At 64.6% G+C, this 25,252-nt stretch carries 31 protein-coding genes; 23 read left to right on the plus strand and 8 right to left on the minus strand.

Annotation, left to right across the window (positions count from 1 at the left end):
• Positions 1–3: 3 nt before the first annotated feature.
• Positions 4–918, minus strand: coding sequence for a LysR family transcriptional regulator (locus ABMD26_RS02700; RefSeq protein ID WP_056843014.1), 915 nt, complete (start codon positions 916–918; stop codon positions 4–6).
• A gap of 141 nt (positions 919–1,059) precedes the next feature.
• On the opposite strand from ABMD26_RS02700, the gene ABMD26_RS02705 reads away from it, so the two are divergent.
• Positions 1,060–1,455, plus strand: a complete 396-nt coding sequence (locus ABMD26_RS02705; RefSeq protein WP_122741922.1) for a RidA family protein — start codon at positions 1,060–1,062, stop codon at positions 1,453–1,455.
• A 47-nt stretch (positions 1,456–1,502) separates the two neighbouring features.
• Here the strand turns inward: ABMD26_RS02705 and ABMD26_RS02710 are convergent, their stop codons facing one another.
• Positions 1,503–2,270, minus strand: coding sequence for an SDR family oxidoreductase (locus ABMD26_RS02710; protein WP_134721156.1), 768 nt, complete (start codon positions 2,268–2,270; stop codon positions 1,503–1,505).
• Between the two features lie 121 nt (positions 2,271–2,391).
• On the opposite strand from ABMD26_RS02710, the gene ABMD26_RS02715 reads away from it, so the two are divergent.
• Positions 2,392–3,273 (plus strand): serine hydrolase domain-containing protein, encoded by an 882-nt coding sequence (locus tag ABMD26_RS02715; RefSeq protein ID WP_134721158.1) that lies wholly within the window; start codon positions 2,392–2,394, stop codon positions 3,271–3,273.
• A 28-nt stretch (positions 3,274–3,301) separates the two neighbouring features.
• On the opposite strand, the gene ABMD26_RS02720 is transcribed toward ABMD26_RS02715, so the two are convergent.
• The 4 genes from ABMD26_RS02720 to ABMD26_RS02735 all read right to left on the minus strand — a co-directional run bounded on the left by ABMD26_RS02720 (position 3,302) and on the right by ABMD26_RS02735 (position 7,065).
• Positions 3,302–4,810, minus strand: coding sequence for a tripartite tricarboxylate transporter permease (locus tag ABMD26_RS02720; protein WP_043188531.1), 1,509 nt, complete (start codon positions 4,808–4,810; stop codon positions 3,302–3,304).
• Entirely contained in the window at positions 4,810–5,271 is a 462-nt protein-coding gene (locus tag ABMD26_RS02725) for a tripartite tricarboxylate transporter TctB family protein (RefSeq protein ID WP_197978988.1), read from the minus strand. Before ABMD26_RS02725 ends, ABMD26_RS02720 begins: the two co-directional genes overlap by 1 nt.
• Positions 5,259–6,212, minus strand: a complete 954-nt coding sequence (locus ABMD26_RS02730) for a tripartite tricarboxylate transporter substrate binding protein (protein WP_134721160.1) — start codon at positions 6,210–6,212, stop codon at positions 5,259–5,261. The genes ABMD26_RS02725 and ABMD26_RS02730 overlap by 13 nt, the downstream gene beginning before the upstream one ends.
• Positions 6,213–6,381: 169 nt before the next feature.
• Positions 6,382–7,065: an RraA family protein gene (locus ABMD26_RS02735; protein ID WP_122741916.1), complete on the minus strand. Its 684-nt coding sequence runs from the start codon at positions 7,063–7,065 to the stop codon at positions 6,382–6,384.
• A 220-nt stretch (positions 7,066–7,285) separates the two neighbouring features.
• Between ABMD26_RS02735 and ABMD26_RS02740 the strand changes: the two genes are divergently transcribed.
• Positions 7,286–8,263 (plus strand): hydroxyacid dehydrogenase, encoded by a 978-nt coding sequence (locus ABMD26_RS02740; RefSeq protein WP_354307544.1) that lies wholly within the window; start codon positions 7,286–7,288, stop codon positions 8,261–8,263.
• Positions 8,264–8,306: 43 nt separating this feature from the next.
• On the opposite strand, the gene ABMD26_RS02745 is transcribed toward ABMD26_RS02740, so the two are convergent.
• A complete protein-coding gene (locus ABMD26_RS02745; protein ID WP_122741914.1) occupies positions 8,307–9,038 on the minus strand; it encodes an IclR family transcriptional regulator in 732 nt (243 codons plus the stop codon).
• A 249-nt stretch (positions 9,039–9,287) separates the two neighbouring features.
• Here ABMD26_RS02745 and ABMD26_RS02750 point away from each other — a divergent pair, with 249 nt between their 5' ends.
• From ABMD26_RS02750 to ABMD26_RS02780, 7 genes are all read left to right on the plus strand, one after another.
• Positions 9,288–9,452, plus strand: a complete 165-nt coding sequence (locus tag ABMD26_RS02750; RefSeq protein ID WP_167335519.1) for a hypothetical protein — start codon at positions 9,288–9,290, stop codon at positions 9,450–9,452.
• A gap of 58 nt (positions 9,453–9,510) precedes the next feature.
• Positions 9,511–10,413: a SctD/MshK family protein gene (locus ABMD26_RS02755; RefSeq protein WP_354307547.1), complete on the plus strand. Its 903-nt coding sequence runs from the start codon at positions 9,511–9,513 to the stop codon at positions 10,411–10,413.
• 28 nt (positions 10,414–10,441) lie between these two features.
• Positions 10,442–10,819 (plus strand): hypothetical protein, encoded by a 378-nt coding sequence (locus ABMD26_RS02760; RefSeq protein WP_354307549.1) that lies wholly within the window; start codon positions 10,442–10,444, stop codon positions 10,817–10,819.
• Complete coding sequence (locus ABMD26_RS02765; RefSeq protein ID WP_320497292.1) at positions 10,809–11,201, plus strand: tetratricopeptide repeat protein; 393 nt, start codon at positions 10,809–10,811, stop codon at positions 11,199–11,201. Before ABMD26_RS02760 ends, ABMD26_RS02765 begins: the two co-directional genes overlap by 11 nt.
• Entirely contained in the window at positions 11,198–13,333 is a 2,136-nt protein-coding gene (gene sctV, locus ABMD26_RS02770; protein WP_354307551.1) for a type III secretion system export apparatus subunit SctV, read from the plus strand. The genes ABMD26_RS02765 and sctV overlap by 4 nt, the downstream gene beginning before the upstream one ends.
• A 101-nt stretch (positions 13,334–13,434) precedes the next feature.
• On the plus strand, positions 13,435–14,679 hold the full coding sequence (locus ABMD26_RS02775; protein WP_354311784.1) for a type II and III secretion system protein family protein: 1,245 nt from the start codon (positions 13,435–13,437) through the stop codon (positions 14,677–14,679).
• A gap of 4 nt (positions 14,680–14,683) precedes the next feature.
• Complete coding sequence (locus ABMD26_RS02780) at positions 14,684–15,091, plus strand: hypothetical protein (protein ID WP_354307553.1); 408 nt, start codon at positions 14,684–14,686, stop codon at positions 15,089–15,091.
• 3 nt (positions 15,092–15,094) lie between these two features.
• On the opposite strand, the gene ABMD26_RS02785 is transcribed toward ABMD26_RS02780, so the two are convergent.
• Positions 15,095–15,781 carry a tetratricopeptide repeat protein gene (locus ABMD26_RS02785; RefSeq protein ID WP_354307555.1) on the minus strand — a complete coding sequence of 229 codons (687 nt, stop codon included), beginning with the start codon at positions 15,779–15,781 and terminating at the stop codon, positions 15,095–15,097.
• Between the two features lie 290 nt (positions 15,782–16,071).
• Between ABMD26_RS02785 and ABMD26_RS02790 the strand changes: the two genes are divergently transcribed.
• Genes ABMD26_RS02790 through ABMD26_RS02850 form a run of 13 tightly spaced genes read left to right on the plus strand, consistent with a single transcriptional unit; the run spans position 16,072 to position 25,168 of the window.
• Positions 16,072–16,728, plus strand: a complete 657-nt coding sequence (locus tag ABMD26_RS02790) for a hypothetical protein (protein ID WP_354307557.1) — start codon at positions 16,072–16,074, stop codon at positions 16,726–16,728.
• A gap of 42 nt (positions 16,729–16,770) precedes the next feature.
• The gene (locus tag ABMD26_RS02795) at positions 16,771–16,980 is read left to right on the plus strand and encodes a hypothetical protein (RefSeq protein ID WP_122741907.1); all 210 of its coding nucleotides are present in this window, start codon (positions 16,771–16,773) and stop codon (positions 16,978–16,980) included.
• A 44-nt stretch (positions 16,981–17,024) separates the two neighbouring features.
• A complete protein-coding gene (locus ABMD26_RS02800) occupies positions 17,025–17,444 on the plus strand; it encodes a hypothetical protein (RefSeq protein WP_354307559.1) in 420 nt (139 codons plus the stop codon).
• A complete protein-coding gene (gene sctJ / locus ABMD26_RS02805; protein ID WP_354307561.1) occupies positions 17,444–18,238 on the plus strand; it encodes a type III secretion system inner membrane ring lipoprotein SctJ in 795 nt (264 codons plus the stop codon). Before ABMD26_RS02800 ends, sctJ begins: the two co-directional genes overlap by 1 nt.
• Positions 18,235–18,909, plus strand: a complete 675-nt coding sequence (locus ABMD26_RS02810; protein WP_354307563.1) for a type III secretion protein — start codon at positions 18,235–18,237, stop codon at positions 18,907–18,909. The genes sctJ and ABMD26_RS02810 overlap by 4 nt, the downstream gene beginning before the upstream one ends.
• Positions 18,902–19,504 (plus strand): HrpE/YscL family type III secretion apparatus protein, encoded by a 603-nt coding sequence (locus ABMD26_RS02815; RefSeq protein ID WP_354307565.1) that lies wholly within the window; start codon positions 18,902–18,904, stop codon positions 19,502–19,504. The genes ABMD26_RS02810 and ABMD26_RS02815 overlap by 8 nt, the downstream gene beginning before the upstream one ends.
• Positions 19,501–20,832: a FliI/YscN family ATPase gene (locus tag ABMD26_RS02820; RefSeq protein ID WP_502948295.1), complete on the plus strand. Its 1,332-nt coding sequence runs from the start codon at positions 19,501–19,503 to the stop codon at positions 20,830–20,832. Before ABMD26_RS02815 ends, ABMD26_RS02820 begins: the two co-directional genes overlap by 4 nt.
• Positions 20,829–21,308 (plus strand): hypothetical protein, encoded by a 480-nt coding sequence (locus tag ABMD26_RS02825; protein WP_354307567.1) that lies wholly within the window; start codon positions 20,829–20,831, stop codon positions 21,306–21,308. Before ABMD26_RS02820 ends, ABMD26_RS02825 begins: the two co-directional genes overlap by 4 nt.
• The gene (sctQ, locus tag ABMD26_RS02830) at positions 21,301–22,344 is read left to right on the plus strand and encodes a type III secretion system cytoplasmic ring protein SctQ (RefSeq protein WP_354307569.1); all 1,044 of its coding nucleotides are present in this window, start codon (positions 21,301–21,303) and stop codon (positions 22,342–22,344) included. Before ABMD26_RS02825 ends, sctQ begins: the two co-directional genes overlap by 8 nt.
• Complete coding sequence (gene sctR, locus ABMD26_RS02835; RefSeq protein ID WP_122741902.1) at positions 22,337–22,993, plus strand: type III secretion system export apparatus subunit SctR; 657 nt, start codon at positions 22,337–22,339, stop codon at positions 22,991–22,993. Before sctQ ends, sctR begins: the two co-directional genes overlap by 8 nt.
• A 34-nt stretch (positions 22,994–23,027) precedes the next feature.
• Entirely contained in the window at positions 23,028–23,297 is a 270-nt protein-coding gene (locus ABMD26_RS02840; RefSeq protein WP_122741901.1) for an EscS/YscS/HrcS family type III secretion system export apparatus protein, read from the plus strand.
• Positions 23,298–23,306: 9 nt separating this feature from the next.
• Positions 23,307–24,125, plus strand: coding sequence for a type III secretion system export apparatus subunit SctT (sctT, locus tag ABMD26_RS02845; RefSeq protein ID WP_354307572.1), 819 nt, complete (start codon positions 23,307–23,309; stop codon positions 24,123–24,125).
• Entirely contained in the window at positions 24,122–25,168 is a 1,047-nt protein-coding gene (locus ABMD26_RS02850; protein WP_354307574.1) for an EscU/YscU/HrcU family type III secretion system export apparatus switch protein, read from the plus strand. Before sctT ends, ABMD26_RS02850 begins: the two co-directional genes overlap by 4 nt.
• Positions 25,169–25,252: the final 84 nt, after the last annotated feature.

Raw genomic sequence — 25,252 nt, forward strand, 5'->3', positions numbered from 1 at the left:
GTATCACCCGCTCGCCGCTCCTTGGAACGGCAACAGTTCCACCACCCACTCGATGAACACCCGCAGTTTCAAGCTGATGTGTCGATTGGGCGGATAGGCGATGTACATCGGCATGGACTCCAGTTGCCAGTCCTGGAACAACGCAACGAGCTCGCCGCGCGCCACGGGTGCGCTGGCCATGTACTCCGGTAGCCAAAGCACCCCCATGCCAGCCAGCCCGGCGGCCAGATAGGCGTTGCCGTCGTCGACCGAAAGCACCGCTTGGCCGCGTACGGTCACGCGCTCGCCGTCGCGCTGCAGGGTGTAGGCCAGCGCCCTGCCCGTCCGCGCCCAGAGAAAGCCGATCACGCGGTGATCGGACGCTTCCAGATCGCCGGGATGCTGGGGCGTGCCGAGTCGGCGCAAATAGCCGGGCGCTGCATAGACCCCCAGTTGCAGGTCGCCCAGGCGGCGCGCCATCAGCGATTGATCGGTCAGTTCACCACCGCGTACGACACAGTCCACGTTCTCACCGATGATGTCCACCATACGGTCGCTGACGCCCATGTCGATCTGGATATCCGGGTAGCGGCGATGAAACTCGGGCAGGGCCGGCATCAGCACATGGCTGGCGAAGGGACTGGGCACGTCGACCCGCAGCCTGCCACGCGGCACGGTGGCGGCACTGGATAGACCGGTCTCGGCGTCGTCCAGATCGGCAAGCAGGCGCACCACCCTGTCGTAGTAGGCGGCGCCGTCGGCGGTGACGTTGACCCGGCGCGTGGTGCGGTTGAGCAGCTTCACCCGCAGACGCGCTTCGAGCTGCTGCACCAGCTGGGTCACCGTGGTCTTGCTCATGTGCAGGGTGTGCGCCGCCTGGGTGAAACTGCCCGTCTCCACCACCCGCGCAAACGCCTGCATGGCATCGAAACGGTCCATCGGTACCTCGTTTTCAGGAGCCATTGTTTGGCAAACGCAAACAGTCCTGTTCAGACTTGCCCGTTTATCGCGCCAAGACAAGCCTCTACTGTTTCCCTTCGATAGATACGGGTCGCCCGGCCCGCTTACGGAGGCAATCCCATGACTCAGCGTGACGTCGTTTTTCCAACCGGCCGCCAGGCCCTTTATGAACGCAACCGCTATTCACCCGCCGTTCGCAGCAATGGCCTGCTGTTCGTGTCCGGCCAGGTCGGCAGCCGCGAAGACGGCTCACCCGAACCGGACCTGCGAGACCAGGTACGCCTGGCCTTCCAGAACCTCAACGCCGTGCTGCACGCGGCGCAGTGCACCTTCGACGATGTAGTGGACGTGACGGTGTTCATCGTCGACCCGCAGTCCCGGTTCGAAACCATCTGGGAAGTGGTGCCTGAATACTGGGGCCAGGCGCCTTTCCCGAACATCACCTGCGTGGGGGTGACGTGGTTGTATGGCTTCGATTTCGAGATCAAGGTGATAGCGAAGTTACCTGAGGTTTGAAGGGACCAAGGCGTCGACCAGGCACGGACCAGAACGTACCTCGTGCCCTACTCCCCCGCCCGCGCCGCAGCCATCTGGTCGTTGAAGTTCGTGAAGAACTGTCCATAGCCGCCATTGGCTTCGGCGAAACGCAGCGGCTTTACCCGCTCGACGAGAATCTCCTCGGCATCCGGCGAGCGTTCGAAAATCGCCATGACTTCGTCGATGAACTCCGCCAGCGGCATCGCATGGGGGTCGTTGGCTTGGCGCTCGCCCATCAGTTCGGTCTGGACGTACGGCGGCACCAGTTCGTGGACCTTCACGGCGGTGTCCTTGAGCTGGTAGCGCAGCGACTGGCTGTAGGAGTGGACCGCCGCCTTGGTTGCGCAGTAGCTGGGGGTCAGGGCCAACGGAACGAACGCCAGCCCGGAGGAGACCGTCACGATGGCCGCGTGGGGTCGAGTGAGAAAGTGCGGTAGCAGCAGGCCATCCAGATGAATGGGGCCCAGCAGGTTGGTAGCGACCGTGGCGTCGAGTTCGGTGGGACCTGCGCGCAGTGACTCGCCGCGCATGATGCCGGCCGAGTGAATGACCGTGTTGAGGTCCGGGTGGCGTTCGATCAGTTGTTCGACAACCCGTTGCCGGTCCTGCGCATCGCTGGTGTCGAGTACGGTGTAGTGCAAGCCCGGATTGGCCGCGACTACCTGTTTGAGCAGCGCTTCTCGGCGTCCCGCGATGATCACCTCGTTACCTTGGGCCAGAAAGGCTTCGGCCAAGGCGCGACCGATGCCGCTGCCGCCACCGGTGATCAGGATCGTGTTGCCCGTGGTTTGCATGGGAGTCTCCAGTAGGGTGGGGAAGTCGTTGTGCACAAGTCTGGTCTACCATAGGACGCCTGGGGGAAAGGCGCCAGTTGCACATTCCTCATCCGTCACATCACTCACTCGCGAGGCCAGCATGCTGATGTCCGTGGTCGTCAACGGCCGACTTGAACTGTATCCACAACCCTGCGAGCCAACGCTGCCCTGGTGGAGCTTCACCAAAACGGTCCTTGCCGCCACCGCACTGACACTGGTGCGCGATGGGCAACTGAGCCTGGACGATCCGTTGGCAGGCAACGACTACACCTTGCGCCAGTTGCTGCGGCACGAGGCGGGACTGGCGGATTATTCCGAGTTGGCCGACTACCACACCGCTGTCGCCAACCATGAGCTGCCCTGGTCGGCGCAGGAAATGCTCGAGCGGTTGCAGGCCGACCGACTTCGGTACAAGCCAGGTGCAGGCTGGCATTACTCCAACGTGGGCTACCTGATGGTGGCAAGGTTGATCGAACACACCAGCAACCTGCCCCTGGCCGAGGCGGTTCGCACGCGAGTGCTGCTGCCACTGGGTATCGACGATGTGCGATTCGCGGCCGATCGCGCCGATCTGCAACAAGCCTGTACTGGGCCTGCGACCTATGACCCGGGCTGGGTCTATCACGGATTGTTGATCGGCCCACTGTCGCAAGCAGCCCTGCTCCTGGACCGGCTGTTGGGTGATAGCCTGCTGCCGGCCGACCTGCTGCTGGCGATGCAGGAGACGCGCACACTGGGCGGCCCGATCGCCGGACGCCCGTGGTCGGCGCCGGGCTATGCGCTAGGGCTGATGCGCGGGCCCGTGGCCGATGGGCAGGTGTTGACGGGGCATACCGGATGCGGCCCCGGCAGCGTTGTGGCGGTGTACAGAGGCTGCGCAGGCGACGTTTCGGCCAGTTGTGCGGTGTTTGCCCAGGGTGCCGGTGAAGGCGCTGTGGAAGCCTGCGTCGTCGAACACATCCACCGACATCTGCACGGCTGAACGTGTTCGAACCACGCCCGGTACGCCTTTACACTTCTTCGTCCTGAAAGGCTTCTTCACGCTTCTTGCGAAACGCCGGCAGCACCATCATGACCAACAGAATGGCCGACGCGGCGAACAGCACCGCACTGATGGGCCGCTCGATGAGTACGGCGGGATCGCCTTGGGAGATCAACAGTGCGCGGCGCAGATTGGTTTCCAGCAGCGGGCCCAGTACGAAGCCGAGCAACAGTGGGCCAGGCTCGCATTTGGCCTTGCGGAACAGATAGCCCAGCAGGCCGAAGATGATCACCAGTGCCACATCGAAACCGCGGTTGTTCACGCTGTACACGCCAACGCAGCAGAACAGCAGGATAGCCGGGAACAACAGGCGGTATGGCACCCGCAGCAGGCGCACCCAGAGGCCGATCAACGGCAGGTTGATGACCAGCAGCATGACGTTGCCGATCCACATGCTGGCTATCAGCCCCCAGAACAGCGCCGGTTGATTGGTGATCACCGAAGGACCGGGGGTAATGCCATGGATCATCATGGCCCCGAGCATCATCGCCATGATCGAGTTGGACGGAATGCCCAGGGTGAGCAATGGAATGAACGAGGACTGCGCGCCGGCATTGTTGGCGGCTTCCGGTGCAGCGACGCCTTCGACCAGACCGGTGCCAAACTTCTCCGGGGTCTTCGACATCTTCTTTTCCAGCGAGTAGGCGCTGAAGGCACTGAGCGTTGCGCCGCCGCCTGGCAATACACCTAGAAACGTACCCAGGGCCGTACCTCGCAGGGTAGCCGGCCACGCCTTGCGGAAGTCCTCGCGAGTGGGCCACAGGCGGGTGATCTTGCCGGCCAGCGACGTCTTGGCCTCGCCGGACTCCAGGTTGACCGCGATCTCGGCAATGCCGAACAGACCGACCGCGATGACCACGAAATCGATACCGTCGTACAGGTCGGTGCTGCCGAACGTCAGCCGCGTCGAACCGCTGCTCACGTCGATGCCGACCATCCCCAGGAGCAAGCCGATGCAGACCATGCCGACCGCCTTGATCACCGAGCCACTGGCCAGGATGGTCGCCGCCAGCAAGCCGAACACGGTCAAGGCCACGTATTCCGCGGGGCCGAAGGAGAGCGCGAACTTGGACAGCAGCGGACCTGCCACGGCCAGGGCCACGGTCGCCACGGTACCGGCGAAGAAAGAGGCCAGCGCCGCAGTCGCCAAGGCCGCACCCGCCCTGCCCTGCTTGGCCATGGCGTGGCCGTCGAGCGCCGTGACGACCGCCGAGGCCTCGCCCGGCAGGTTGACCAGAATGGCTGTGGTCGATCCTCCATATTGAGCGCCGTAGAAGATACCCGCCAGCATGATCAGCGCGGCGAGTGGCGGCAGGAAATAAGTGATCGGCAGCAGGATCGCCACGGTTGCGGTCGGACCGATGCCTGGCAATACGCCGATCAAGGTTCCGAGCAGTGCACCGATCAGACAGAACGCCAGATTGGTCGGACTCATTGCTTCGGAAAAACCCAGGTACAGTGCGTCGAACATGTCCATCAGAAGGGTCCCACCGGCATTTGGACATCGAGTCCATAGATGAATACGAGCAGCCCGAACAGGGTCAATACCGTACTGGAGATGAGCACTTCACGAACACGCCACTCCTTGTCCGCCATGCTGCCGAAGATGATCAGTCCTGCTGCGGCGATGACGAACCCGGCCAGCTCGGCGGCCAGGGCGAATCCCCCTACCGCTGCCAGCAGGATCAGCAGCGGGCGCAGCTTGACGCGATCGATGGCCTCCACCTGCTTGAACATGCCGACCAGGCCCACGACCAAACCCAGAACGATGATCAGCGAGCCAATCATCAGCGGCATGAAGCCGGGCCCCATCATCGCCGCGCTGCCGACCGGCAGGTCGCTGGTCGACCACAGCACCAGGCCACCCAGCCCGATGAAGATCCCGCTTGCCAGCAGATCGGGGCGGCTGCCCCGTGCGGTCATGCTCATTTCACCCATGGCGACGCGCTCCAGAGCTGCTGGAAGCGCTCCGTCTGCGCCGGCATCTGGGCAGCCCAGTCCTCACCGGACAGGTAGGCGATGGGCAAGGACAGGTCCTTGGCCTGCTTGAGAAAAGCCAGATCTTCAAGCACCTCCTTCACAGCCACGGACATGCGTGCAGCGATCTCGACCGGGACCTTGGCCGGTGCCGCAATGCCGCGCTCGGAGGTCATCACCAGGTCGACGCCTTGCTCTTTGGCCGTAGGCAGGTCCGGTTCCTGGGGCATGCGTTCGGCGGAGAACTGCGCCAACACCCGATACTTGCTGTCATCGCTCAGCTCGCTGATGTTCTGTCCGGCCGCACTGATGTGACCTCCCATCAAGGCAGTGCTCGACTCGGATGCGCCACCAAAGGGAACGTGAGTCAGTTCGATACCCGCCAGTTGGTCCAGTTGCACCATCATCAAGTGATCGTCGGTGCCCACGCCCGAGGTGCCCACCGACAACTTGCCTGGAGCGGCCTTGGCAGCCTGTATGAAATCGTTGAGGGTTTTGTAGGGTGAGTCGTTCGGCACGGCCAGCACGGTGGGGTCATCGACGATGCGAGCTACAGGACGAATGGAGTCGGCCGCATAGCCGACCTTGCGCTGCACTCGGGTGCTGAGGAAACCAGGTGTGTTGATGAACGCGAAGGTGTAGCCATCGGGCCGAGCCTTGCTCAATGCCGTGTAGGCGATTTCACCCGCAGCTCCCGGGCGATTGACGATGACCACCTTGGCCCCGAGACGTTTTTCCAGGTACGGCTGCATGGTGCGCGCCATCACGTCGGTACTGCCACCCGGCGCGTAGGCGACGAGAAATTCGATGGGGCGGTCTTCCGGCCAGGCGGCGTGGGCGTTCAGCGCGCTCATGGCAAGGGCCAGGAACGCTGCGGACAAACAGGTGCTGTGGCGTTTCATCTATGTGTTCCTCTGTTGTTTTTATTGGAGGCAACAAACGGGTTGGGACTTGGTGGCAGGTTTCTCGTCTCAAGGAACAATGCATCGAATCTAGCAGAATAGAACGGCATTTTAAAAGCCATTTCCGTCAACGGGTCTGCCGGCTCGCTTTTTAGCGAAGACGCTCGAATCAAGCCTCGCCCGGCAGCGCGCAACCCTTGGTTTTCAGAGCAGCGATCACCCAAGAACGATCATTGCTGCCCTGGGCGATCTGCTCCAGTTGCTTGTGCTCGGCGGCGTACTTGGCAGCGGCACGTGCATACACCTGTTCGACATGGTCGAAGGGCACGCACAGCAAACCGTCTTCATCGCCGATCACCAAATCACCGGGTTCGACCACCATGCCGTCGATGGCGATCGGCACGTTGACCTCGCCAGGGCCATCCTTGTAGGGGCCACGATGGGAAACGCCTGCAGCGAACAGTGGAAAGTCACCCGCACCGATGTTGGCCGCGTCACGAATGGCACCATTGATGACGATTCCTGCCACGCCCCGCTTGACGGCGTAGGCCACCATCATTTCCCCGATCAGCGCATTGGTCAGATCGCCGCCTGCGTCGACCACGATCACATCGCCCGGCTCGGCGATATCCAGCGCGTAATGCAGCATGAGGTTGTCGCCAGGCCGCGCCTTGACGGTCAATGCCGGTCCGGCCAGCACGCCTTGCCGGTGCATGGGCCGTAGACGCGTGCCGGCAGCGGTCATGCGGTTCATGGAATCGCTCACATTGGCGACGGGGAGTTCACGATAGCGCTCGACCCATTGCGGGTCGACCTTGCGCGGGCGCTGCAGGACCTGAAAGCCGATGCTCATGTGACATACCTCTACTTGGCGTTATTCGATGTCGTATTTTTAGAATTGCATTTCATTTAAACCGATGCAACTGCCTTTTATCGCGACAGATCGTGAACAAAAGATTCTTCAGAATCGTTTATTGCAACGTCATTTCATTATGCTAGATTCTTTTCTGGGTCATGTCCGAGCATTGGCAGACTCCTCCCCGCAAGCTTCCAATAAGAACAAGGTATTCACGATGTCCCACACCGTCCTGCTGACAGGTCCCCAGCTCGCTCCCGAAGCCATGCATCTCGCTGCCGCACACGGCGTGAGAGTCATCCCCACCACGCCTTATCTGCCCGAGCAGGAACTGCTCGCCGTTATCCGGGCGGAGCAACCTGACGCGATCATCGTTCGCCAAGGTCAATTGACCCGCGCAATGATCGACGCCTCGCATGCGCTGAAAATCATTGCCAAGCACGGGGTGGGCTACAACACCATCGACATCCAGGCCGCCGCAGACCTCGGCATTCCGGTGACCATCGCAGTGGGCGCCAACGCGCAGTCGGTGGCCGAGCACGCCTTTGCCCTGCTGTTCAGCGTGGCGCGCCAGACGGCATGGCTGGACGCACGCATGCGCCAAGGTCATTGGGACAAGTCGTCGGCCAATGGCATCGAATTATTCGGCAAGACCCTGGGTCTGGTCGGCCTGGGCTCCATCGGCAGCATCCTCATGGATCTGGTGGCGCCGCTGCAGATGCGCGTCAAGGTCTACGACCCCTATCTGCGTGAGCTGCCAATGCGCGCCCATGTCGAGCGTGAGGAAGACCTGGAGCGGCTGTTGGCCGATAGCGATGTCGTCAGCCTTCACTGCCCGCTGACCGACAGCAATCATCATCTGATCGGCGCTGCGCAACTGGCGCGCATGCGTCCGGGCAGCATTTTGATCAACACCGCGCGGGGCGAGCTGGTGGACACTGAAGCGCTGGTCAGGGCACTGCGCGAAGGACAGATTGCCGGTGCCGGCCTGGATACGTTCAGTCCCGAGCCACCGCCAGCGGACAGCGCCCTGTGGGATCTGCCGACGCTGGTAGCCACCCCGCACGTGGGCGCCAATACTGCCGAGGCTCGCGACCGTGTAGGCCTGGTGGCGCTGCAACAGATTCTTGCAGTCTGGAGCGGTGCCGAGCTGGATCCGCGCTGTGTGGTCAACCGTCATTTGTTGGGTCGTTGACCACCTGGGCGTGCAGCTGCGTCGGAGGCACAGGATGTGAAGCTCAGTCGGCGGCGTTCGATTCGCCGCCAGCAGCCTTGTCGTCCACGGGCTTGAAGCCCAGGCTGCGCATGAGGTCGCGGGCGGTGTCGAAGAGCAGCGCCCAGTGGCCTTGGGCGACCTCTTCGGTGAGCCGACTGGCCGGCCCGGAAATGACCAACGCCCCCATCAGCTCGCGCTGCGCGCCATACACCGGCAGGGCAATGGATGATGCGTGGGGATCGGTGGCGCCCTTGGAAAAATAGGGTTGTTCCAGCGCAGTACCGGTTTGTACCGGCACGCGCAGCGCCTGAGCCCCGGCTGCTTCATCCATCGGACGCATGTCGCCGGGCTGCATGTTGAGCCGCAGCCGATGCGCGGAGTTCACCCGGAATTGGCACATCCGGTAGGCGCCATGGCGCACATAGAACGAGGCTGTCTCGCCGGTCTGTTCGGCCAGCAGTTGCAGCCTGGGCATCACGTGGCGCTCCAGGTCCAGGGCCTCCTGATACACCGCGTTCAGGCGCATCACTTCGCTGGCGAGCTGGTAGCGCCCGTCGGCCATTCGGGTGATGTAGCCGTGGTCTTCCAGCGAGACCATGAGCCGCATGATGGTGCTCTTGATCAGCCCGGTGCGATTGACCAGCTCCACCAGGCTCAGCGCGGTATCACCTATTGCGAACGCGGAAAGCACCGTCAGCACCCGATCGGCCGAAGCGACTCCATTTACCGCCGGACGCGGGCGCGCTTTTACCATCACACAATCCTCAGTGGCGAGACCTCGACCGTGCTGGCGAGGCTGCGCGCCATTATCCGACAACCGAGGTATTGCGGCTACAACCCAACGCCGCGCATTTCGCCGCTGACACAATTCCTTAACCGCCTTGCCTGTAGGGTAGCCCTGCAACCACCGGGACTGACCTCGCGGTGGCTGTGGTGACATGCAGTCTGCATCTGTGCAGTAGCAGCGAAACAGACCTACATCCCCTCAACAAGGAGAGACACCATGAGCACCACTACCCCAGCAGCAAGCACCAGCAGCGCCGACGCAGCCATCGAGAAAATGACTGCGGCCTTCGACTCGGCCATCGAGAAATCGGCCAAGGTGACTGAGATCACCACCGAGAAGAAGTCCGAACTAGACGCCGCCAAGCAGCGTCCGCAGAACTGATTCGCTGGCGGGTGGCGCCCTGCGCCATCCGCCCGTTCTAGTCGCCGTCGAGTGATGAATGCCTGTGACTGCTGCACACCGCGCTCTACCACTGGTTGCCCGCCCCCTTCTTCCCGAGCTCAACGTGCTGAGCGGCCTGCATGCCGGTGCGGTCGTTGCGCTTGAAAGCGGCCTGTGTCGCATTGGCGCACACGAAGACTGCGACATCGTACTGCGCGACCCTCAGATTCGGCCAGCCCACCTTACGGTGCACGTGCATCGGCGCTTCCTCGCGATAGAGGCCACCGGTGGCGATGTCATGGTCGGGGCCGTACGGGTGAGTCAAGGCCACGGCTACCGCTGCACGCTGCCGGTGCATATGAGCATCGGTGAGACTTCTCTGCGCCTGGCGCATCCGGCCGGTGCCGAAACGACCCATCCAGCGGCAATCACCCGTTGGGCCATGCTCGCCGTGGCGGGTTTGTCGATCGGCGTAGCCTGTCTTTGGTGGCTTGGCCCCGACGCTGCTCCGGCAGCTGTCGCTGCCAGCGCTCCACCGGGTGCCGCTGCGCCGCGCGCCGTCGCGGCAACGCAGCCAGAACCATTGGCTGCCTTGCGTGATCGCCTGGATCAGGCTGGCCTGCAACCCCTGTCCATCGATACTCGAGGCGACACGCTGCGGGTCAGCGGCCTGGTCGACAGCGACCAACGCACCCGCTGGATCGAGGTACAGAACTGGTATGACCGAACCTGGGGCAATACGCCCGTGCTGCGCAACGACGTCCAGCCGGCGCCGCCGCTGGTCCCGCCACGGGTGCATTTCCAGGCGGTCTGGCTGGGCCCGCAGCCCTATGTCGTCGGTGAACGCGGCGAACGTCTCTATCCCGGTGCGGCCCTGGCCGATGGCTGGGTCCTGCACCGTATCGAACACGATCGGCTGATCCTCGCCCGCCAGGGCAAGGAATTCGAGCTGACCCTGTGAACGGGCTTGCGACGCTGGAGCGACCAGCATGAAGGTCGAAGCACGCAAGGGGCCTGAGCCCGCAGCCGGGAGCCTGCGCAGCGAGCCTGTGCAACCCGCCGCCGCCGGGGCCGCGGCGGCCACTCGCGAGGCCTTCGAGAAACACATCCGCAGCCGCCGCGCCGAGGTCGGTAGATCGCTGCGCGGGCGGCTCGAGCAACTGACCCAGGTGCAGATTCAAGACCCGACGATATTCAGCCCGCATCGCACCGCGCAGATCCTCCAGCACCTGATCGAGGTCATCGTGCCGCGCCTGGGTGCCGACGCTGAGACCGAGGCGGTCGCGTTGGCCTTGCTGCACGAAGAACTGCAACTTCAGCGCGACATCGAGCAGCATCTGGAAGCCGGCGTCGACCATGACGCCTGAACGCGATCTGCCAGGCGACGCCGACCAGACGCGGGCGGCGCAGCTACCCCGTGACTGCGCCCAGTGGCTGCACAGCCGGGGACAGTCGTATGCACGCAGTGGCCAAGAACGACGCGCGCTGACCTACCTGCTCATGGCCTACCGAATCTGCCCTGACGACATTCATATCCTGCGCAGCCTGATCGGTCTGTTCACCCAGTCGGGCGACGGACGCCGGGCGCTCAACGCACTCGACTACCTGATCGGCCTGGAAGGTGATCACCCGTGTCATTCACTGTTGCGCAGCCGTGCACTGTGGGTCAGCGGCGATCATGCCGGCGCACGCGAGTGCTTTTCCCATCATCTGCTGGGGCCTACGCCGCCAAGGACTTCAAACCGATGAATCTCGCCCCCCTCAACCGCCTGGCGGTGCTGGCGTCCCAACGCAGCGACGTGGTCATTGCCGCCTTCATGATGCTGGCGGTGGTGATGATGATCATTCCCCTGCCCACGGCCATGGTCGACGCGCTGATCGCGGTGAACATCGCTTTCAGCCTGCTGGTGCTGGTGGTGGCGTTCTATGTGTCGCGTTCGGTGGACTTTTCCGCCCTGCCGCCGATCATCTTGCTCAGTACCCTGCTGCGCCTTTCGCTGTCGATCACCACCACGCGCTTGATACTGCTGCAGGGCGATGCGGGTGAAATCGTCGCAGCGTTCGGCGAGTTCGTGATTGCCGGCGAAGTGGTGATCGGCCTGGTGGTGTTTCTGATCATCACTGTGGCCCAGTTCCTGGTGATCACCAAGGGCGCCGAACGGGTCGCCGAAGTGGCCGCGCGCTTCACCCTGGACGCCATGCCCGGCAAGCAGATGAGCATCGACAACGACCTGCGCAATGGCGACATAGAACCGGCACAGGCCAAGCAGCGCCGCGCCCTGCTGGAACGCGAGAGCCAGATGTACGGGGCGATGGACGGGGCGATGAAGTTCGTCAAAGGCGATGCGATCGCCAGCCTGGTGATCCTGTTCGTCAATCTGCTGGGCGGCATGGCGATCGGCATGGCCAAGCGCGGCCTTTCGTTCAGCGAAGCCAGCCACACCTACTCTCTGCTGACCGTCGGCGACGGGCTGATCGCACAGATCCCGGCGCTGCTGATCGCAGTGGCGGCCGGGATCGTGGTGACGCGGGTCGCCAGCGATGACGACCAGGATCTGGGCAGCGAGATCATGGGTCAGCTGGGCTCGAACCAGCGCGCATTGACTCTGACCGCCGTGATTCTATTGGCCGTAGCGTTGATTCCCGGTTTTCCCGCAGCTGTGTTCGTGGCCATTTCGGCAATTCTGGGTGCGGCAGCGTTTGCCTTGCATCGACGGCAAACCCGCCCTGCCCTGACACAAGCCCTGCCTGCCACGACCATGCAACCACCGGACGCAGCGGCTGCCGCTGCCCACCATGAAAGCCTGCCGGCGCCGATGGAGCCGGAGCGCCGAATCATGTTGCGCGTCGGCCAGGCACTGGCCCAGCACCTCACGCTGGACGAACTACGCGCGCACGCCGAGGACGCCCGCCAGGCGGTGATGCAGAAGCTGGGTGTCGAGTTGCCCGAGGTGGGCACGCGAATCGACACCGGCATGGCGGCCGACCAGTTCGCGATCCTGCTCGAAGGCGTTCCCATCAGCGCAGGCCCGTTGCCTGCTACCCATCTGTGGGTGCGCGATGACCCGATGCACCTGCAATTGCTGGACGTGGAGCCGCAGCATGGCATGGCCCTGGTCGGGCGCAGCGAAACCCTGTGGGTCGATAATGTCCATCGCGAGGCGCTGGAACAGGCTGGCATCGGCTTTCACGGATTGGAGCTGGCGCTGGGGACCCATCTGCAGACCGTGCTGACCCGCTACGCCGCAGACTTCATCGGCATCCAGGAAACCCGTCGCCTGCTCGACCGGATCGAAGCCGACTACCCGGAGCTGGTGCGCGAAACACTGCGGCACACCTCGCTGCAGCGCCTGGCCGACATCCTCCGGCGCCTGCTCGACGAGGGCATAGCGGTGCGCAACCTGCGTGGCCTGCTCGAGGCTTTGGTGGAATGGGGGCCGCGCGACCTCGAGCTGCATGTCCTCAGCGAGCACGCACGCAGTGCGTTGTCACGCCAGATCTGTCACCGCTATGCCGACGAGCACCGGGTCATCGCCGCCTTCGTATTGGCCCGGCCTGCCGAAGACGCGATCCGCCAGGCCTTGCGCCGAACCGAGTCGGGCCGGGGCGCAAGCCTGCCGGAAGCGCTGGGAAACAGTCTGCTGGAGCAGTTGCGCCAGGCCTTCACCCGCACGGCCGACGATTTTCAGGTGGTATTGATGGTATCGGCCGACCTGCGCCGCTATCTGCGCCAATGGCTGGTTCGTCACGACCTGGAAGTCCCCGTGCTGTCCTATCAAGACCTGACCCGAGAATTCACCTTGCACACATTGCGTTCCATCGCCCTGCCCGGCAACCCTGCCCCCGCACTGGCCGCTCCCGATGCAGGAGTCATGGCATGAACCCACGCTGCGCGCCCGCCTGGGAGCTGACCCGCCTGCTGAGACAGCTAACGCGTACCGTGGCATGCCTGGCGCTTGCGCTGGCAGGTCAGGCACAGGGGATGACGTTCGATCCGGCAGACACCGCTACGGTCCAGTTGAGCGTTGGCGAAGGGCGCATCCTGCGCTTCGCTGCACCCGTGGAATCGGTGTTCATCGCCGACAACGCGATAGCCGACATTCGTATCGTCTCGCCCGGCGTAGCCTATGTATTTGGCAAGACCGACGGCCAGACCAACCTGCTTGCCCTCGACGCCCGGCAAGTGTCACAAGGTGCGGTGCGGGTGAGCGTCAGCCCCGCCATCGGCGCGACGCTGCAACAGCGCAACCCCGACAACCAAGTGCAGGTACACAGCCAGGGCAAGCGCTTGCTGGCCAACGGTGCCGTGGCGGACCTCGACAGCGCGCTCGAGCTCAACGCCCTGCTGGTCAGCAGTGCGCCGCCCGACGTGCCGCCGATCAACGCAGCGACCTACCCAGGCTCGCCTCAGGTGAACATCCGCGTGCGCTTCGCCGAGGTCTCCCGCGAGCAGTTACTGCGCTACGGCGTCAACTGGAATGCCTTGATCAACAGCGGCTCGTTCTCGTTCGGACTGATCACCGGCGGCCCGCTGGCCAGCTCGGCGGTGGCCGGCGCCACCAACCTGTTGTCGGCCGGGTTCAACTCCAGCAGCGCCAGCGTCGATGTGCTGCTCGATGCATTGCAGAGCAACGGTTTCCTGGAGATTCTGGCCGAGCCGAACATCACGGCCCTGAGCGGCCAGACCGCCAGTTTCCTGGCCGGTGGCGAAATTCCGGTGCCCGTACCGGTCGGTAATGAGCTGATCGGCATCGACTACAAATCGTTCGGCGTTTCGCTGCAGTTCACCCCGACTCTGCTGCCCAACAAACGCATCGGCCTGCAAGTGCGGCCCGAAGTCAGCAGCCTCTCCACCACCAGCCAGGTGCAGATCAGCGGGTTCAGCGTACCCAGCTTTCAGGTGCGCCGGGCCGACACCCGCGTCGAAGTCGGCAGCGGGCAGACCTTTGCCATCGCCGGGCTGTTCCAGCGCAGCAGTTCGCAAGACATCGACAAGCTGCCGCTGCTGGGCGATGTGCCGGTGCTGGGCAACCTCTTCAGGTCCAAACGCTTCCAGCGCAGTGAAACCGAACTGGTCATCCTGATCACGCCCTACATCGTCGAGCCGGTCGCCGACCGCAGCCTGGCCACGCCACTGGACCCTGCCCGCGACAACCCGGCCTGGCGGTTGGCCAACGGCAACGTTGCGCTGACCGCACACAGGGAGTTCGGCTTTTATGTGGACTGAGCGTATGTGGATTGACCCTCTGTGGACTGCCCGTTGCAGAACCCTGGCCTGCGCTGTATCCCTGCTGATGCTCGGCGGATGCGCCACCGAATTGGACACGCCGGACGATTCCCTGGACTACCTGATGCTGCGCGAAGATCCGTCGACCGGCGCTGCGCGCACCTTGCCCATGGCTTGCACTGGCGGCGACAACCCTGCGGGACATGCGCGTTTGCCCGTCGGCTGCGCCAACGCCCTGAACCTGCAACGGATGGTGCAGAACCCCAATGACGTGCACCAGGGGCAAACCATGGGGCCGACGCTGGCAGCGCCTGTGGGACGCGCCGCCCAGTATTATCTGTTGGGGGAAACCGCCGATCTGGAACGCAAGCGGGCACTGGAGCGGGAACGACTCGCCGCGCCGGCGCCCTGAGCCTCAGCGCGCCTGGCGACTGAGAATGCCCAAGGCGCGAGCGCGGTCGGCCGGGTCTTGCAGCATCTTGATGGCTCGCGCCTTGCCGATCAGATCCACTCGCTCGCCTGCACCCAGATCAGGCAATTCGGCGGCGATACGCTGCTCCTGGCCGGCCAGGGTCAATACCAGCAGTTGCTGGCGCAAGTGACTGGGGCGTGCCAATGGCGAGCGTACTACCTGTGCCATGCGTTCGATGGCCTCGCCGGGCTGGCTGTCGAGCGCGCAGGCCAGCGCCAGGTTGGTGCTGATATCCAGATTCTGCGGCGCCAGATCGTGCGCCTGTCGCAGCGCGGCAAGTCCTTGCGCCTGCCGGCCGGCGAGCATTGCGGCAGTACCCAGGCGATTGTAGGCACTGGCCGTGCCGATCATCGGCGCCGCCTGTGCCAGGGTCTCACTCGCCCGGCTGACTTCGCCTGCCTGCAACAACGCCGTGCCCAGACCTAGCAGTGCTCGCGGCTCCTGAGCTTGGTTGACCAACACGCCACGGAAGGCCCGTGCCGCGCCTTGCGGATCGCCGCTGGCCAAGCGCGCTTCGCCCAACTGCAGCATGACCTCGGGCGCTTCCTTGGACAGTACCGCAGCACGCTCGTAAAGAGCCACCGCCGATGAGGGGTCGCCGCGTCGATCGACCTCGGCGGCCAGTTGCATCAATCGCGCGCCTTCATCGCTGGGTGGAGCCTGCGTTGCGCAGCCGCCCATCAACAAGCAGGCCGCTGCCAGGGCCGAGATCGGCAAAGACTTTCCGGGTCTTGAAACGCCCACTGAACCGCTCCCCTGAAGGCTGACAAAGGGCTGAGTGAACCCTAAACAGGTGACAGTCCGGTGACAGCGACAGCCCGTATCCGAGGCATTAGTGTGAATGCCTCATCGTCACAAAACCGCAAAGTGTGCACGGCTACACTCGGCCCGTTCCAATAACCGGCAGGAGCCCACAGCGCATGAGCCCACACGGCGCAGAAACGATGTGCATGTCACGCCAGCGCCCACGCAGCACACCGCAGCGGCTGTGCCTGCTGCTGATGCTGGGCGTACTGGCCGGGCACGAGGCAGCCTGGGCAAACACCGACGCCTCGCTGGCCTGGACCGCGCAGCCCTATCCCTATCTGGTCATTGACCAGGACGTGCGTGGGGTCCTGCAGGAGATGGGCAGCAACCTGGGCTTTGCCGTGGTGCTTGCCGACAGCGTCAAGGGCAAGGTGCGCGGCAGGGTGCGCGCCGACAATGCCGCCGATTTTCTCGCCGCGCTCAGCATCGCCAACGGGCTTGGCTGGTACTTCGATGGCAGCACGCTGTTCGTCGACAGTACCCAGGACACTGCGGCACGCACCTTCGACACCGGCACGCTATCGACCGCGGCGGTGCACGGCGCACTGGCGCCGCTGCTGGCCGGCGGCCCGCGCGCCCGGCTGACCGTCGACGCCACCGGCCACCAGGTACGCGCGGTGGGCTTGCCCGGTTACCTGAGCCTGATCGATGAGCAACTCGCCGCCCTGCGTCCAACCGTGCGCCGGACGGTCAGCACCGGGCCCGGCCCTGCCAGCGTGAGGGTCTTTCGCGGCGGCGCCGAGACTCAAGTGGTTTCAGGCCTCAACTGAGTTCTACCCCTGCCTTCGGGCTCAACAGCAAGGAGAACGACCATGGCTACAAATGCTATCGATCCGAACCTGGACCCCTCTGCCGGCACCGACGGCGAAGCGCAGTTCAACGCCGCTCTGGACAGCTCCACGGAGCTGACCGATGCCGAGTTCACCGATCAACTGGTCAGCGGCGCGGTCACCGTGGCGGGCCAGATGATCATCATGCCCAAGGCCAACGAAATGCTGAACGAAGCGATGTCCGACGAGTGATCGCGGCACGCTGAACCGTCCTCTCGTCGAACAGGAGCCTGACCATGCTGCCCATTGCCGCCAACGCCCTACCGGCACAGCCACCCGTCGCCGATGCTGTGGGCACCGGCCAGGTATCGCAGAACCTTTTCGAACACATGGCCCGCCAACCAGCCATCGCCCCTACCGGCACCAGCCCCGCACAGTTGGGGGCTGGTGTTCTGGACAACCTCGACGGCTTCTTCAATCGCACCCAGCGCTTCGCCGAGCGCGCCGCCGACCTCGGCGCCAGGCCAAGCGATAGGCCGGCCGGCGCTCCGACAGTCGGCCACTCGACCCCATCCCCTGGCCCTGCCGATCCGCAACTGCAGAAGGTCGTCGAGTCGTTGAGCCTGATGTTCGATCACTCCATCGAAACGCAAATGGTGGTGCGCGGCGCCACCCAGGTGTCCGGCGCTGCCAACACCTTGCTCAAGGGTCAATGATGAACCTTACGCCACCGACGACTCTGCACCGCGCGGCGCGCCGTCTGCTCGCCATCGTGCTGCTCGCCTGCCTGGTGCAGGGTTGCAAGACCCAGCTGTACACCAACCTCAGCGAGCGCGAGGCCAACACCATGGTCGCCGCCCTGTTGCACGAGGGTATCCCCGCCGAACGGGTGGTGCAGAAAGACGGACGCCTGACCGTCAACGTGGCGCAGGAGCGCTTTGCCCAGGCCATGGCGATCCTGGAGCAGGCCGGCCTGCCGGAGCAGACCTTCGCCAGCATGGGCGAGGTGTTCAAGAGCAACGGTCTGGTGTCGTCGCCGACTCAGGAGCGTGCCCAGTTGATCTACGCATTGAGCGAAGAACTGGCACACACCGTATCGCAGGTCGACGGCGTGGTCTCGGCCCGGGTCCATGTGGTGCTGCCGGACAACGACCTGCTCAAACGCAACATCACCCCCTCGTCCGCCTCGGTGTTCGTTCGCTACAAGGCCGGACTGGACATCAACGCACTGATCCCGCAGATCAAGACCCTGGTCGCCAACGGCATTGCCGGATTGGGCTACGACGGTGTTTCGGTCATTCCCGTCCAGGCTGCGGCCCGTGAACAGGCGCGTCAGGCTCCCGCGTTCTCATCGGTCATGGGCATCTGGGTACTGGACGGCAGCCAGACCCAAGCCAAAGTCCTGTTCGGCGTGATGCTGCTGAGCATCGTGGCCCTCGCGGGCGCACTGGGCTATGTGCTGTGGCAGGCCCGTCAGCCCCGCAGCTATGCCCTGGTGGATGCCACATGAGCGCGGAGCAACGTACCCTCGCCGCAGCCGAACATGAGCGGCGCTGGCAAGCCTTCACCGCCCGACCCCTGCAGAACGTGCACCGAGCGCGCCTGCAGGCCTGCTTCGACAACCTCGACCTGCCCGCCGCCACCCTGGATGCCATGCTCGCCCAGCCACGCCTGCAGGAGCGGCTGACCCGAATGCTGGAACAACGTTTCGCCCTGCAACCACTTGAAGCCTTGCAACCGCCACTGGGTGAGGATGTGCCCATAGCTACCTTGGACACCGCGCAATCGAAGCGCTTGGCGCGGCGCTGTGGGGTAGTGTTCTGGGCCGAGGCGCTGGTTCGGGAAATTCGCGCGCCCGCGGTCCGCGCCCTGCGCGAGCGGTTTGGCGACGCGCTGCTCGAGCTGGCCCTGGCCGAAAAGGCCCTGGCCTGCCCATTGGCACCCGGCGAACTGGCGGCGTCGCTCGATGAACTCGACACCGCGGTCGAGCGTGACGGCCAGGCCTGCGTCAACGCCTGGCTGGCCGAACAGCCTCGCGCCCTGGCCGCCTGGTACCGATTGAAGATCGACGATCCAGCTGCTGCCGCCCCCATCACTGCACGCATCGAACAGTACGGGCCCGCCATCGTGCGCCGGGTGGTACGAAGCGATTCGCCGATCCAGGGGGCGCCGGATGAGTGAAGCGAGCCCGTTGCCGACCCCTGCCAAGCGCATCGTGCGAGCCCATGAGGCTGCACAGTGGATCGACGGCCGACAGTTCCTGGAAGACGCCCGAGAGCAGGCTCGCCAGATGCTCGAACAAGCCGACCGGCAGGCGCAGGATGCACGTGCGGCCGGGTACGCCGAAGGGCTGGCCGAGGGTCAGGCAGCGGCGGGTCGACGGTTGGTCGAGACCGGCACTGCGCTCGACCGCTATCTGGCCACGGTGCAGGTACAACTGGCCGAACTCAGCCTGACACTGCTCCGTCAGGTGCTGGACGACTTCGACGCTGCGCCCTTGATCGCCCAACTCTGCCAGCGCGCCCTGCGCGACTTCCGCGACCAGCAGCACTTGATCCTGCGCGTCCCGACGGCTCAATTGGAGCCGGTTACCACATTGCTGCAGGAACTGCTGGGCGTTGTCGAAGTCCACGGCGACGCCAGCCTGGGCCCGCGCCAGGCCACGCTGTCGAGCCCGGCAGCGCTGGTCGATCTCGACATCGACGAGCAGCTGCGTGGCCTGCGCGCCGCCCTCGGCCTGCCAGACGCGCCTGCCAACCTGGAAGCGGCGCCGTGAACGCGGCGTTCGACGAGCTGCTGCCCGACCTGCTCGCACGGGCGAGGAGCGCCATACCGCGACCGATGCGCGGCAAGGTCCGCCGGATTCGTGGAATCATGGTCTACGCCAGCCTGCCCATGGCCCGCATTGGCGAGTTGTGCTACTTGCGCGACCCTCTGGACCAGCGTCGGATCGCCGCCCAGGTGATCGGCTTCGAGGGCGATGAAGCGTTGCTCACGCCGATCGGCGACCTGCAAGGCATGTCGACGCGCTGCGAGGTCATCCCAACCGGCGCGCCCTTGGCCGTGAGCGTGGGCGATCATCTGCTCGGCCGGGTCATTGACCCCCTGGGCCACTTTCTCGACGGCCCGGCGCCGGCGCCAGCGTCGGGCCCTGCTCGCCACTACCCGGTGCACGGCGAGCCTCCGACCGCTTTCTCGCGTAGCCTGATCGAGCACCCGCTGACACTGGGCATTCGCGCGATCGACGGGCTGCTGACCATTGCCCGCGGACAGCGAGTGGGTATCTTCGGCGAGCCTGGCGTGGGCAAATCTTCCCTGCTGACCAGCATCGTGCGCGGCACCGCCGCCGACGTCATCGTGCTGGGGCTGATTGGCGAGCGTGGCCGCGAGGTCCGTGAACTGCTCGACGTCCAGCTCGGTGCGCAGGCCCGTGCCCGCACGGTAGCGGTGGTCGCCACCTCGGACCGTCCGGCGATGGAGCGAGTCCAGGCTGCCCATGTGGCCACCAGCATCGCCGAATACTTCCGCGATCAAGGCCTGCACGTCCTGCTGTTGATGGACAGCGTCACCCGCTTCGCCCGGGCCCAGCGCGAGGTCGGCCTGGCTGCGGGCGAGCCGCCGACCCGGCGCGGGTTTCCGCCATCGCTCTTCGCCGCGCTGCCGCGCCTGCTGGAACGTGCAGGACCGGCCGCACGGGGCAGCATCACCGGTCTGTATACGGTGCTGACCGAGGGCGACGGCAGCCAGGACCCGGTCGCCGAAGAAGTCACCTCGATTCTCGATGGCCACATCGTGCTGAGCGCCGCCCTGGCGCAAAAGAATCATTTCCCGGCCATCGACGTATTGCGCAGCCGCAGCCGCTTGATGGACAACGTAGTGCGGCCGCTGCAACGCCAGGGCGCAGCGCAGATCCGCCAGTCCATGGCGCTGTACGCCGATGTCCAGCTGTTGCTGCAAGTGGGCGAGTACAGTGTCGGCAGCGACCCTCAGACCGACACTGCGATCGCCCGGCAAGGGTCGATCGAAGGGTTCCTGCGCCAAGACGCGAACAGCTGCAGCGACTATGAACACACGGTGCGCGCCCTGCTCGAGTTGCTCCAATGACCGCTGCCGAGCGCTTGCAGGCACTGCTGCGATTGCGAGAGCTGCGCGAACGCAAAGCCCGCCTGGCGCTCGCCCATCGGGTGCGCAGCCGCGACGAGCTGGAGAAGCGCCTGGACGCCCTGACTCAGGCACACCGCCGACACAGCGAGGACCTGGCCCATCGTGATGCGCGAAATGGCGCAGCGCTGGTGGGTGAAATCGTCGATCATTGGCAGGTCCAGCACTACCAGGGGCAGGCCAGCGAACACGTCCGGCTGGATGAGCAGTTCACGCGGCGGCTGCAAGCGCTGGCCAAGGAACGGGCCCAAATGCTTGCCCACGAGGAAACCCTGCGTCAGCAGCGTCATCAACACCAGGCCCAGTGCGAGGCCATGGCGCAACTGCTGGGACGAGAGCTGCGCCAGGCCAGGTTGTGCGCGCAGTACCATGCCGAATGTGAAACCGAAGACCGGCCAGGCGGCTCGCACCATGGGTGAGGTCCGCTCTATACGCGCCGCGAAACGGTCGCCACTGCCCGTTCTACCGATCGGGCGGGCGCGGTTCCCGTCGGTCGATGTCCACGCGGTCGAGCCGATCAATCAGTGGTTGCGCCCACGCACCGCCCTCGACTTTTCCTGGGGCGGCCAGGCCTGCCAGGTCAAGGTGCAAGCCTGGCCCGAGGCGCTCGGCGACAGCGTGGACGTTACCTTCAAGCTCGGGCCAGACACAGGTGCCTTGCACCTGCCCATGGCCTGGCTGGCCGAGGCGCTTGGCGCCCCAACGAGCACCAGCCTGCAAGGGGCCAACCCCGAGCAGCGCTGCCTGCTGCTCGAGTACCTGTTGCTCGATCTCGTCGAAGCCCTGGAGCAGGCGACCGCACAGCCCTTGCAGTGCATCCCCGAGCCGCCGGCGCAGCATCCGCTTGCGGTGCGCCTGGGGTTGAGCGTGGGCAGCGAATCCTGGCAGGCAACGCTGGGCCTGGCACTCGACCTGGGCGCTGCCGAACGTCTGCTGACCCTCCTGAACACACAGGCTCCATGCGTGCCTGATCGCCTCGACGGGCTAGCGTTGCCAGTGTCGGTCGCCTGCGGCTGGCAGCAGCTGTCCATGGCCGAGCTGCACAGCCTGAAGCACGGCGATGTGGTCATGCTCGATCGGCCCGCGCAAGGCGTGCTGGTGCGCATCGCCGACCGCCTGCACGCCTTCGCCTCACTCATTCCCGGCGGCCTGCGCCTGGACGATCCACCGTACCTGTCCCCTACCTCTTCCTTGCCTGGAGCATTGAGCATGGCGCAATCCCCCGACAACCCCGTGGCGCACCTGCCGGTCACGCTGGTCTGCGAGGTTGGACACCTGGAGCTGACCGTGCAGGCGCTGGGTGAGCTGGTCTCGGGCAGCATCCTGCCCCTGCCTGATCGAGAGGGTCAGCAGGTCATGCTGCACGCCAATGGCAAAGCCTTCGGCTACGGCGAACTGGTCACCCTGGGCGAAGGCCTTGGCGTGCGCCTGACGAGCCGTGTCGCCCATGAATGAGCTGCAACCCAACCTGATCGAAATAATCATCGTGGTTTCCACCATCGGCCTGGTGCCGTTGGTGGTCGTCACCATGACCGGATTCCTGAAGATTTCCGTGGTGCTGTTTCTTATCCGCAACGCACTGGGCGTGCAGCAGACCCCGCCCAATCTGGTGCTGTACGGCATCGCGTTGATCCTGACCGTCTACATCACCACGCCGCTGGTGGGAGAAATGCTTCATCGGCTCGAAGCACAGCCCATCAGCCTGCAAAGCGTGGACGGCCTACGCGAAGCAGGCGACGTGCTGCGCGCGCCGTTGCAGGCGCATTTGTCACGCTACGCCAACCCCGATGAAAGGGCGTTCTTCCTGCAGGCGACCGACAGCATCTGGTCACCGGAAGCCCGCGCCGACCTGCGCGACGACGATCTGGTGGTCTTGATCCCGGCGTTCGTGAGCTCCGAGCTGACCCGCGCCTTCGAGATCGGCTTTCTGCTGTACATCCCGTTCCTGGTGATCGACCTGATCGTCTCCAACATCCTCATGGCGATGGGCATGATGATGGTCTCGCCGACACTGATCTCGATTCCCTTGAAGATCTTCCTGTTCGTGGCCGTCAGCGGTTGGTCGCGCCTGATGCACGGATTGATCATGAGCTACGGCACATGAACGCCGGCCTCCCATTCCCCGCGAGGTAACCGTGATGGGCCAGGACATCTTCCTGACCGTAATGAAAGACGCGCTGATGACCGTACTGTTGCTGTCGGCCCCGGCCCTGTTGGTTGCGATCGTGGTGGGCTTCGGGGTAGGCCTGGTCCAGGCGCTGACGCAGATCCAGGACCAGACGCTGCCCCAGGCCATCAAACTGGTCGCCGTCATGCTGGTACTGCTGGTACTCGGTCCGCTGCTGGCCAGCCAGGTGGTCAACCTGGCCGGACAGATGCTCGACAACTTCCCCGCATGGACACGGTGACGGCGGCCCATGCTCGGTGAGCATCTGGCGGGCTTCCTCGACCTGGCCTACCCCCTGCTCAGCGCCTTCGGCATGGCCGTGGCACGCGCCCTGGGGATGATCATCATCACCCCGGCGTTCAACCGGCTGGGGCTCACCGGCATGATCCGCAGCGCCGTCGCGGTGGTCGTGTCGATTCCGATCGCGCCGGACATCTTCGTGGCCCTGTCCGGCGAGCAGTCTCCCTCGACCCTGATGTTGATGGCGCTGCTGATCAAGGAAATGATCATCGGCGTGGTCATCGGACTGATTTTCGGCATCCCCTTCTGGGCCGCCGAGGTCGCCGGGGAGCTGATCGACCTGCAACGGGGCTCGACCATGGCGCAGTTGCTCGACCCCTTGAGCTCGGGCGAATCGAGCGTCACCTCGACGCTGCTGAGCATCACCTTGATCACCCTGTTCTTCATGTCCGGCGGCTTCACCTTGATGCTCGACGGGCTGTACCGCAGCTACCAACTGTGGCCGGTGCTGGCCGCAGCACCTACCTTGGGCGCAGGTACTGTGATGGAAATCGTAGGGGTGTTGGACAAGGTGATGCAGACCGGTGTGCTGATGATCGCTCCGGTGGTGATCGCCATCCTCACCGCCGACCTGCTGCTGGCCTACCTGGCACGCATGGCACCGCAGCTGCACGTGTTCGACCTGTCGCTGTCGGTGAAAAACCTGCTGTTCTCGTTCCTGATGGTCTTGTACGTCAGCTTCATGATCCCCTACATGCTCAGCCAGCTGGGGGCGATGCGCGGCGCGTTCGACGTGATCAAGGCCACGGTGCAGGCGGGTGCGCGGTGAGCGATCAGCCCAGTGAAGAGAAGTCGCTGCCCGCGTCGCAGAAGAAATTGCGCGATGCCCGCCAGAAAGGCCAGTTGCCCAAGAGCCAGGACATGGTCACGGCCATGGTCATCCTGACCTGCAGCCTGTACCTGATCAGCGTCGTCGACGAGCTGCAACAACGCTGCATGGCATTCGTCGATCTGGTAGCCCAGGTCTGGAGCCAACCCTTTGCAAGCCTCTGGCCCAGGGTGCAGAGCACGGCCGTGGACTTGCTGCTGAGCATCACCCTGCCGCTGCTGGCCGTGACGGTGGCCACCGTGGTGCTGAGCAATCTGGTGACCATGGGTGGACCGGTGTTCAGTGCCGATCCGATCAAACCCGAGTTCGAGCGCATCAGCCCAGTGGCGGGGTTCAAGCGAATCTTCTCGGTGCGCAGCCTCATCGAGTTGCTCAAGGGGCTGTTCAAGCTCGGCGCGCTGGCCGCAGCGTTCGTGCTGGTCTACCGCACCGGGATGCAGAGCCTGATGCAGTCTTCGGGCTGTGGCGCCGAGTGCGTGCGGGCTTCATTCCTGCAGATGTTCCGGCCGCTGCTGGTCACGCTGATCATCGCCTTCCTGCTGGTGGGCGCTCTGGACGTGCTGATGCAACGCTGGCTGTTCGGACGGGAAATGCGCATGACCAAGAGCGATCGCAAGCGCGAAACCAAGGACACCGACGGTGATCCCTTGATCCGCCAGGCGCGTCAACGCCAGCGCAAACAGATGCACGCGTTGGCCACCAAGCGGGGGCTGCACAACGCCACGCTGGTGATCGGTGAAGCTGGCCAGTGGGCGGTTGGCCTGCGCTACGTGCGTGGCGAAACACCGGTGCCAGTGATCGTCAGTCGCGCCAGCGAGGACGAATCGGCGGCGATGCTCGAGCAGGCGCGGGTTCTGGGCATCGCCCATGCCGTGAATGGGCCGCTGGCGCGCCGCATTGCCGTGCGCGCGGCCGGCGACGCCGTGCCCGACGCGACGTTCCAGGAAGTGGCCGACATTCTGGTTGGCGCGCGCCTGATCTGATCGATGACCCAAAAGTTAAACACTCGAGCTGTACGGTAGACATTCGGCGCTTGTCTCGCGCGCTCGCCATTCGCACCCTCCCAA

This window comes from Pseudomonas sp. PvP001, assembly GCF_040546375.1.
GTDB lineage: Bacteria > Pseudomonadota > Gammaproteobacteria > Pseudomonadales > Pseudomonadaceae > Aquipseudomonas > Aquipseudomonas coleopterorum.

Bases quoted from the DNA above. Each gene is read 5' to 3' on its own strand.
- ABMD26_RS02815 (WP_354307565.1), top strand. From the start codon at position 18,902: ATGAGTGAAGCGAGCCCGTTGCCGACCCCTGCCAAGCGCATCGTGCGA.
- ABMD26_RS02765 (WP_320497292.1), top strand. From the start codon at position 10,809: ATGACGCCTGAACGCGATCTGCCAGGCGACGCCGACCAGACGCGGGCG.
- ABMD26_RS02730 (WP_134721160.1), bottom strand. From the start codon at position 6,212: ATGAAACGCCACAGCACCTGTTTGTCCGCAGCGTTCCTGGCCCTTGCC.
- sctV (WP_354307551.1), top strand. From the start codon at position 11,198: ATGAATCTCGCCCCCCTCAACCGCCTGGCGGTGCTGGCGTCCCAACGC.
- ABMD26_RS02715 (WP_134721158.1), top strand. From the start codon at position 2,392: ATGCTGATGTCCGTGGTCGTCAACGGCCGACTTGAACTGTATCCACAA.
- sctT (WP_354307572.1), top strand. From the start codon at position 23,307: ATGCTCGGTGAGCATCTGGCGGGCTTCCTCGACCTGGCCTACCCCCTG.
- ABMD26_RS02760 (WP_354307549.1), top strand. From the start codon at position 10,442: ATGAAGGTCGAAGCACGCAAGGGGCCTGAGCCCGCAGCCGGGAGCCTG.
- ABMD26_RS02710 (WP_134721156.1), bottom strand. From the start codon at position 2,270: ATGCAAACCACGGGCAACACGATCCTGATCACCGGTGGCGGCAGCGGC.
- ABMD26_RS02725 (WP_197978988.1), bottom strand. From the start codon at position 5,271: ATGGGTGAAATGAGCATGACCGCACGGGGCAGCCGCCCCGATCTGCTG.
- ABMD26_RS02785 (WP_354307555.1), bottom strand. From the start codon at position 15,781: ATGCAACTGGCCGCCGAGGTCGATCGACGCGGCGACCCCTCATCGGCG.
- ABMD26_RS02735 (WP_122741916.1), bottom strand. From the start codon at position 7,065: ATGAGCATCGGCTTTCAGGTCCTGCAGCGCCCGCGCAAGGTCGACCCG.
- ABMD26_RS02700 (WP_056843014.1), bottom strand. From the start codon at position 918: ATGGACCGTTTCGATGCCATGCAGGCGTTTGCGCGGGTGGTGGAGACG.
- ABMD26_RS02720 (WP_043188531.1), bottom strand. From the start codon at position 4,810: ATGGACATGTTCGACGCACTGTACCTGGGTTTTTCCGAAGCAATGAGT.
- ABMD26_RS02705 (WP_122741922.1), top strand. From the start codon at position 1,060: ATGACTCAGCGTGACGTCGTTTTTCCAACCGGCCGCCAGGCCCTTTAT.
- sctQ (WP_354307569.1), top strand. From the start codon at position 21,301: ATGGGTGAGGTCCGCTCTATACGCGCCGCGAAACGGTCGCCACTGCCC.
- sctJ (WP_354307561.1), top strand. From the start codon at position 17,444: ATGAACCTTACGCCACCGACGACTCTGCACCGCGCGGCGCGCCGTCTG.
- ABMD26_RS02840 (WP_122741901.1), top strand. From the start codon at position 23,028: ATGGGCCAGGACATCTTCCTGACCGTAATGAAAGACGCGCTGATGACC.
- ABMD26_RS02810 (WP_354307563.1), top strand. From the start codon at position 18,235: ATGAGCGCGGAGCAACGTACCCTCGCCGCAGCCGAACATGAGCGGCGC.
- ABMD26_RS02755 (WP_354307547.1), top strand. From the start codon at position 9,511: ATGCCTGTGACTGCTGCACACCGCGCTCTACCACTGGTTGCCCGCCCC.
- ABMD26_RS02745 (WP_122741914.1), bottom strand. From the start codon at position 9,038: ATGGTAAAAGCGCGCCCGCGTCCGGCGGTAAATGGAGTCGCTTCGGCC.
- sctR (WP_122741902.1), top strand. From the start codon at position 22,337: ATGAATGAGCTGCAACCCAACCTGATCGAAATAATCATCGTGGTTTCC.
- ABMD26_RS02780 (WP_354307553.1), top strand. From the start codon at position 14,684: ATGTGGATTGACCCTCTGTGGACTGCCCGTTGCAGAACCCTGGCCTGC.
- ABMD26_RS02790 (WP_354307557.1), top strand. From the start codon at position 16,072: ATGAGCCCACACGGCGCAGAAACGATGTGCATGTCACGCCAGCGCCCA.
- ABMD26_RS02825 (WP_354307567.1), top strand. From the start codon at position 20,829: ATGACCGCTGCCGAGCGCTTGCAGGCACTGCTGCGATTGCGAGAGCTG.
- ABMD26_RS02750 (WP_167335519.1), top strand. From the start codon at position 9,288: ATGAGCACCACTACCCCAGCAGCAAGCACCAGCAGCGCCGACGCAGCC.
- ABMD26_RS02795 (WP_122741907.1), top strand. From the start codon at position 16,771: ATGGCTACAAATGCTATCGATCCGAACCTGGACCCCTCTGCCGGCACC.
- ABMD26_RS02800 (WP_354307559.1), top strand. From the start codon at position 17,025: ATGCTGCCCATTGCCGCCAACGCCCTACCGGCACAGCCACCCGTCGCC.
- ABMD26_RS02740 (WP_354307544.1), top strand. From the start codon at position 7,286: ATGTCCCACACCGTCCTGCTGACAGGTCCCCAGCTCGCTCCCGAAGCC.
- ABMD26_RS02775 (WP_354311784.1), top strand. From the start codon at position 13,435: ATGACGTTCGATCCGGCAGACACCGCTACGGTCCAGTTGAGCGTTGGC.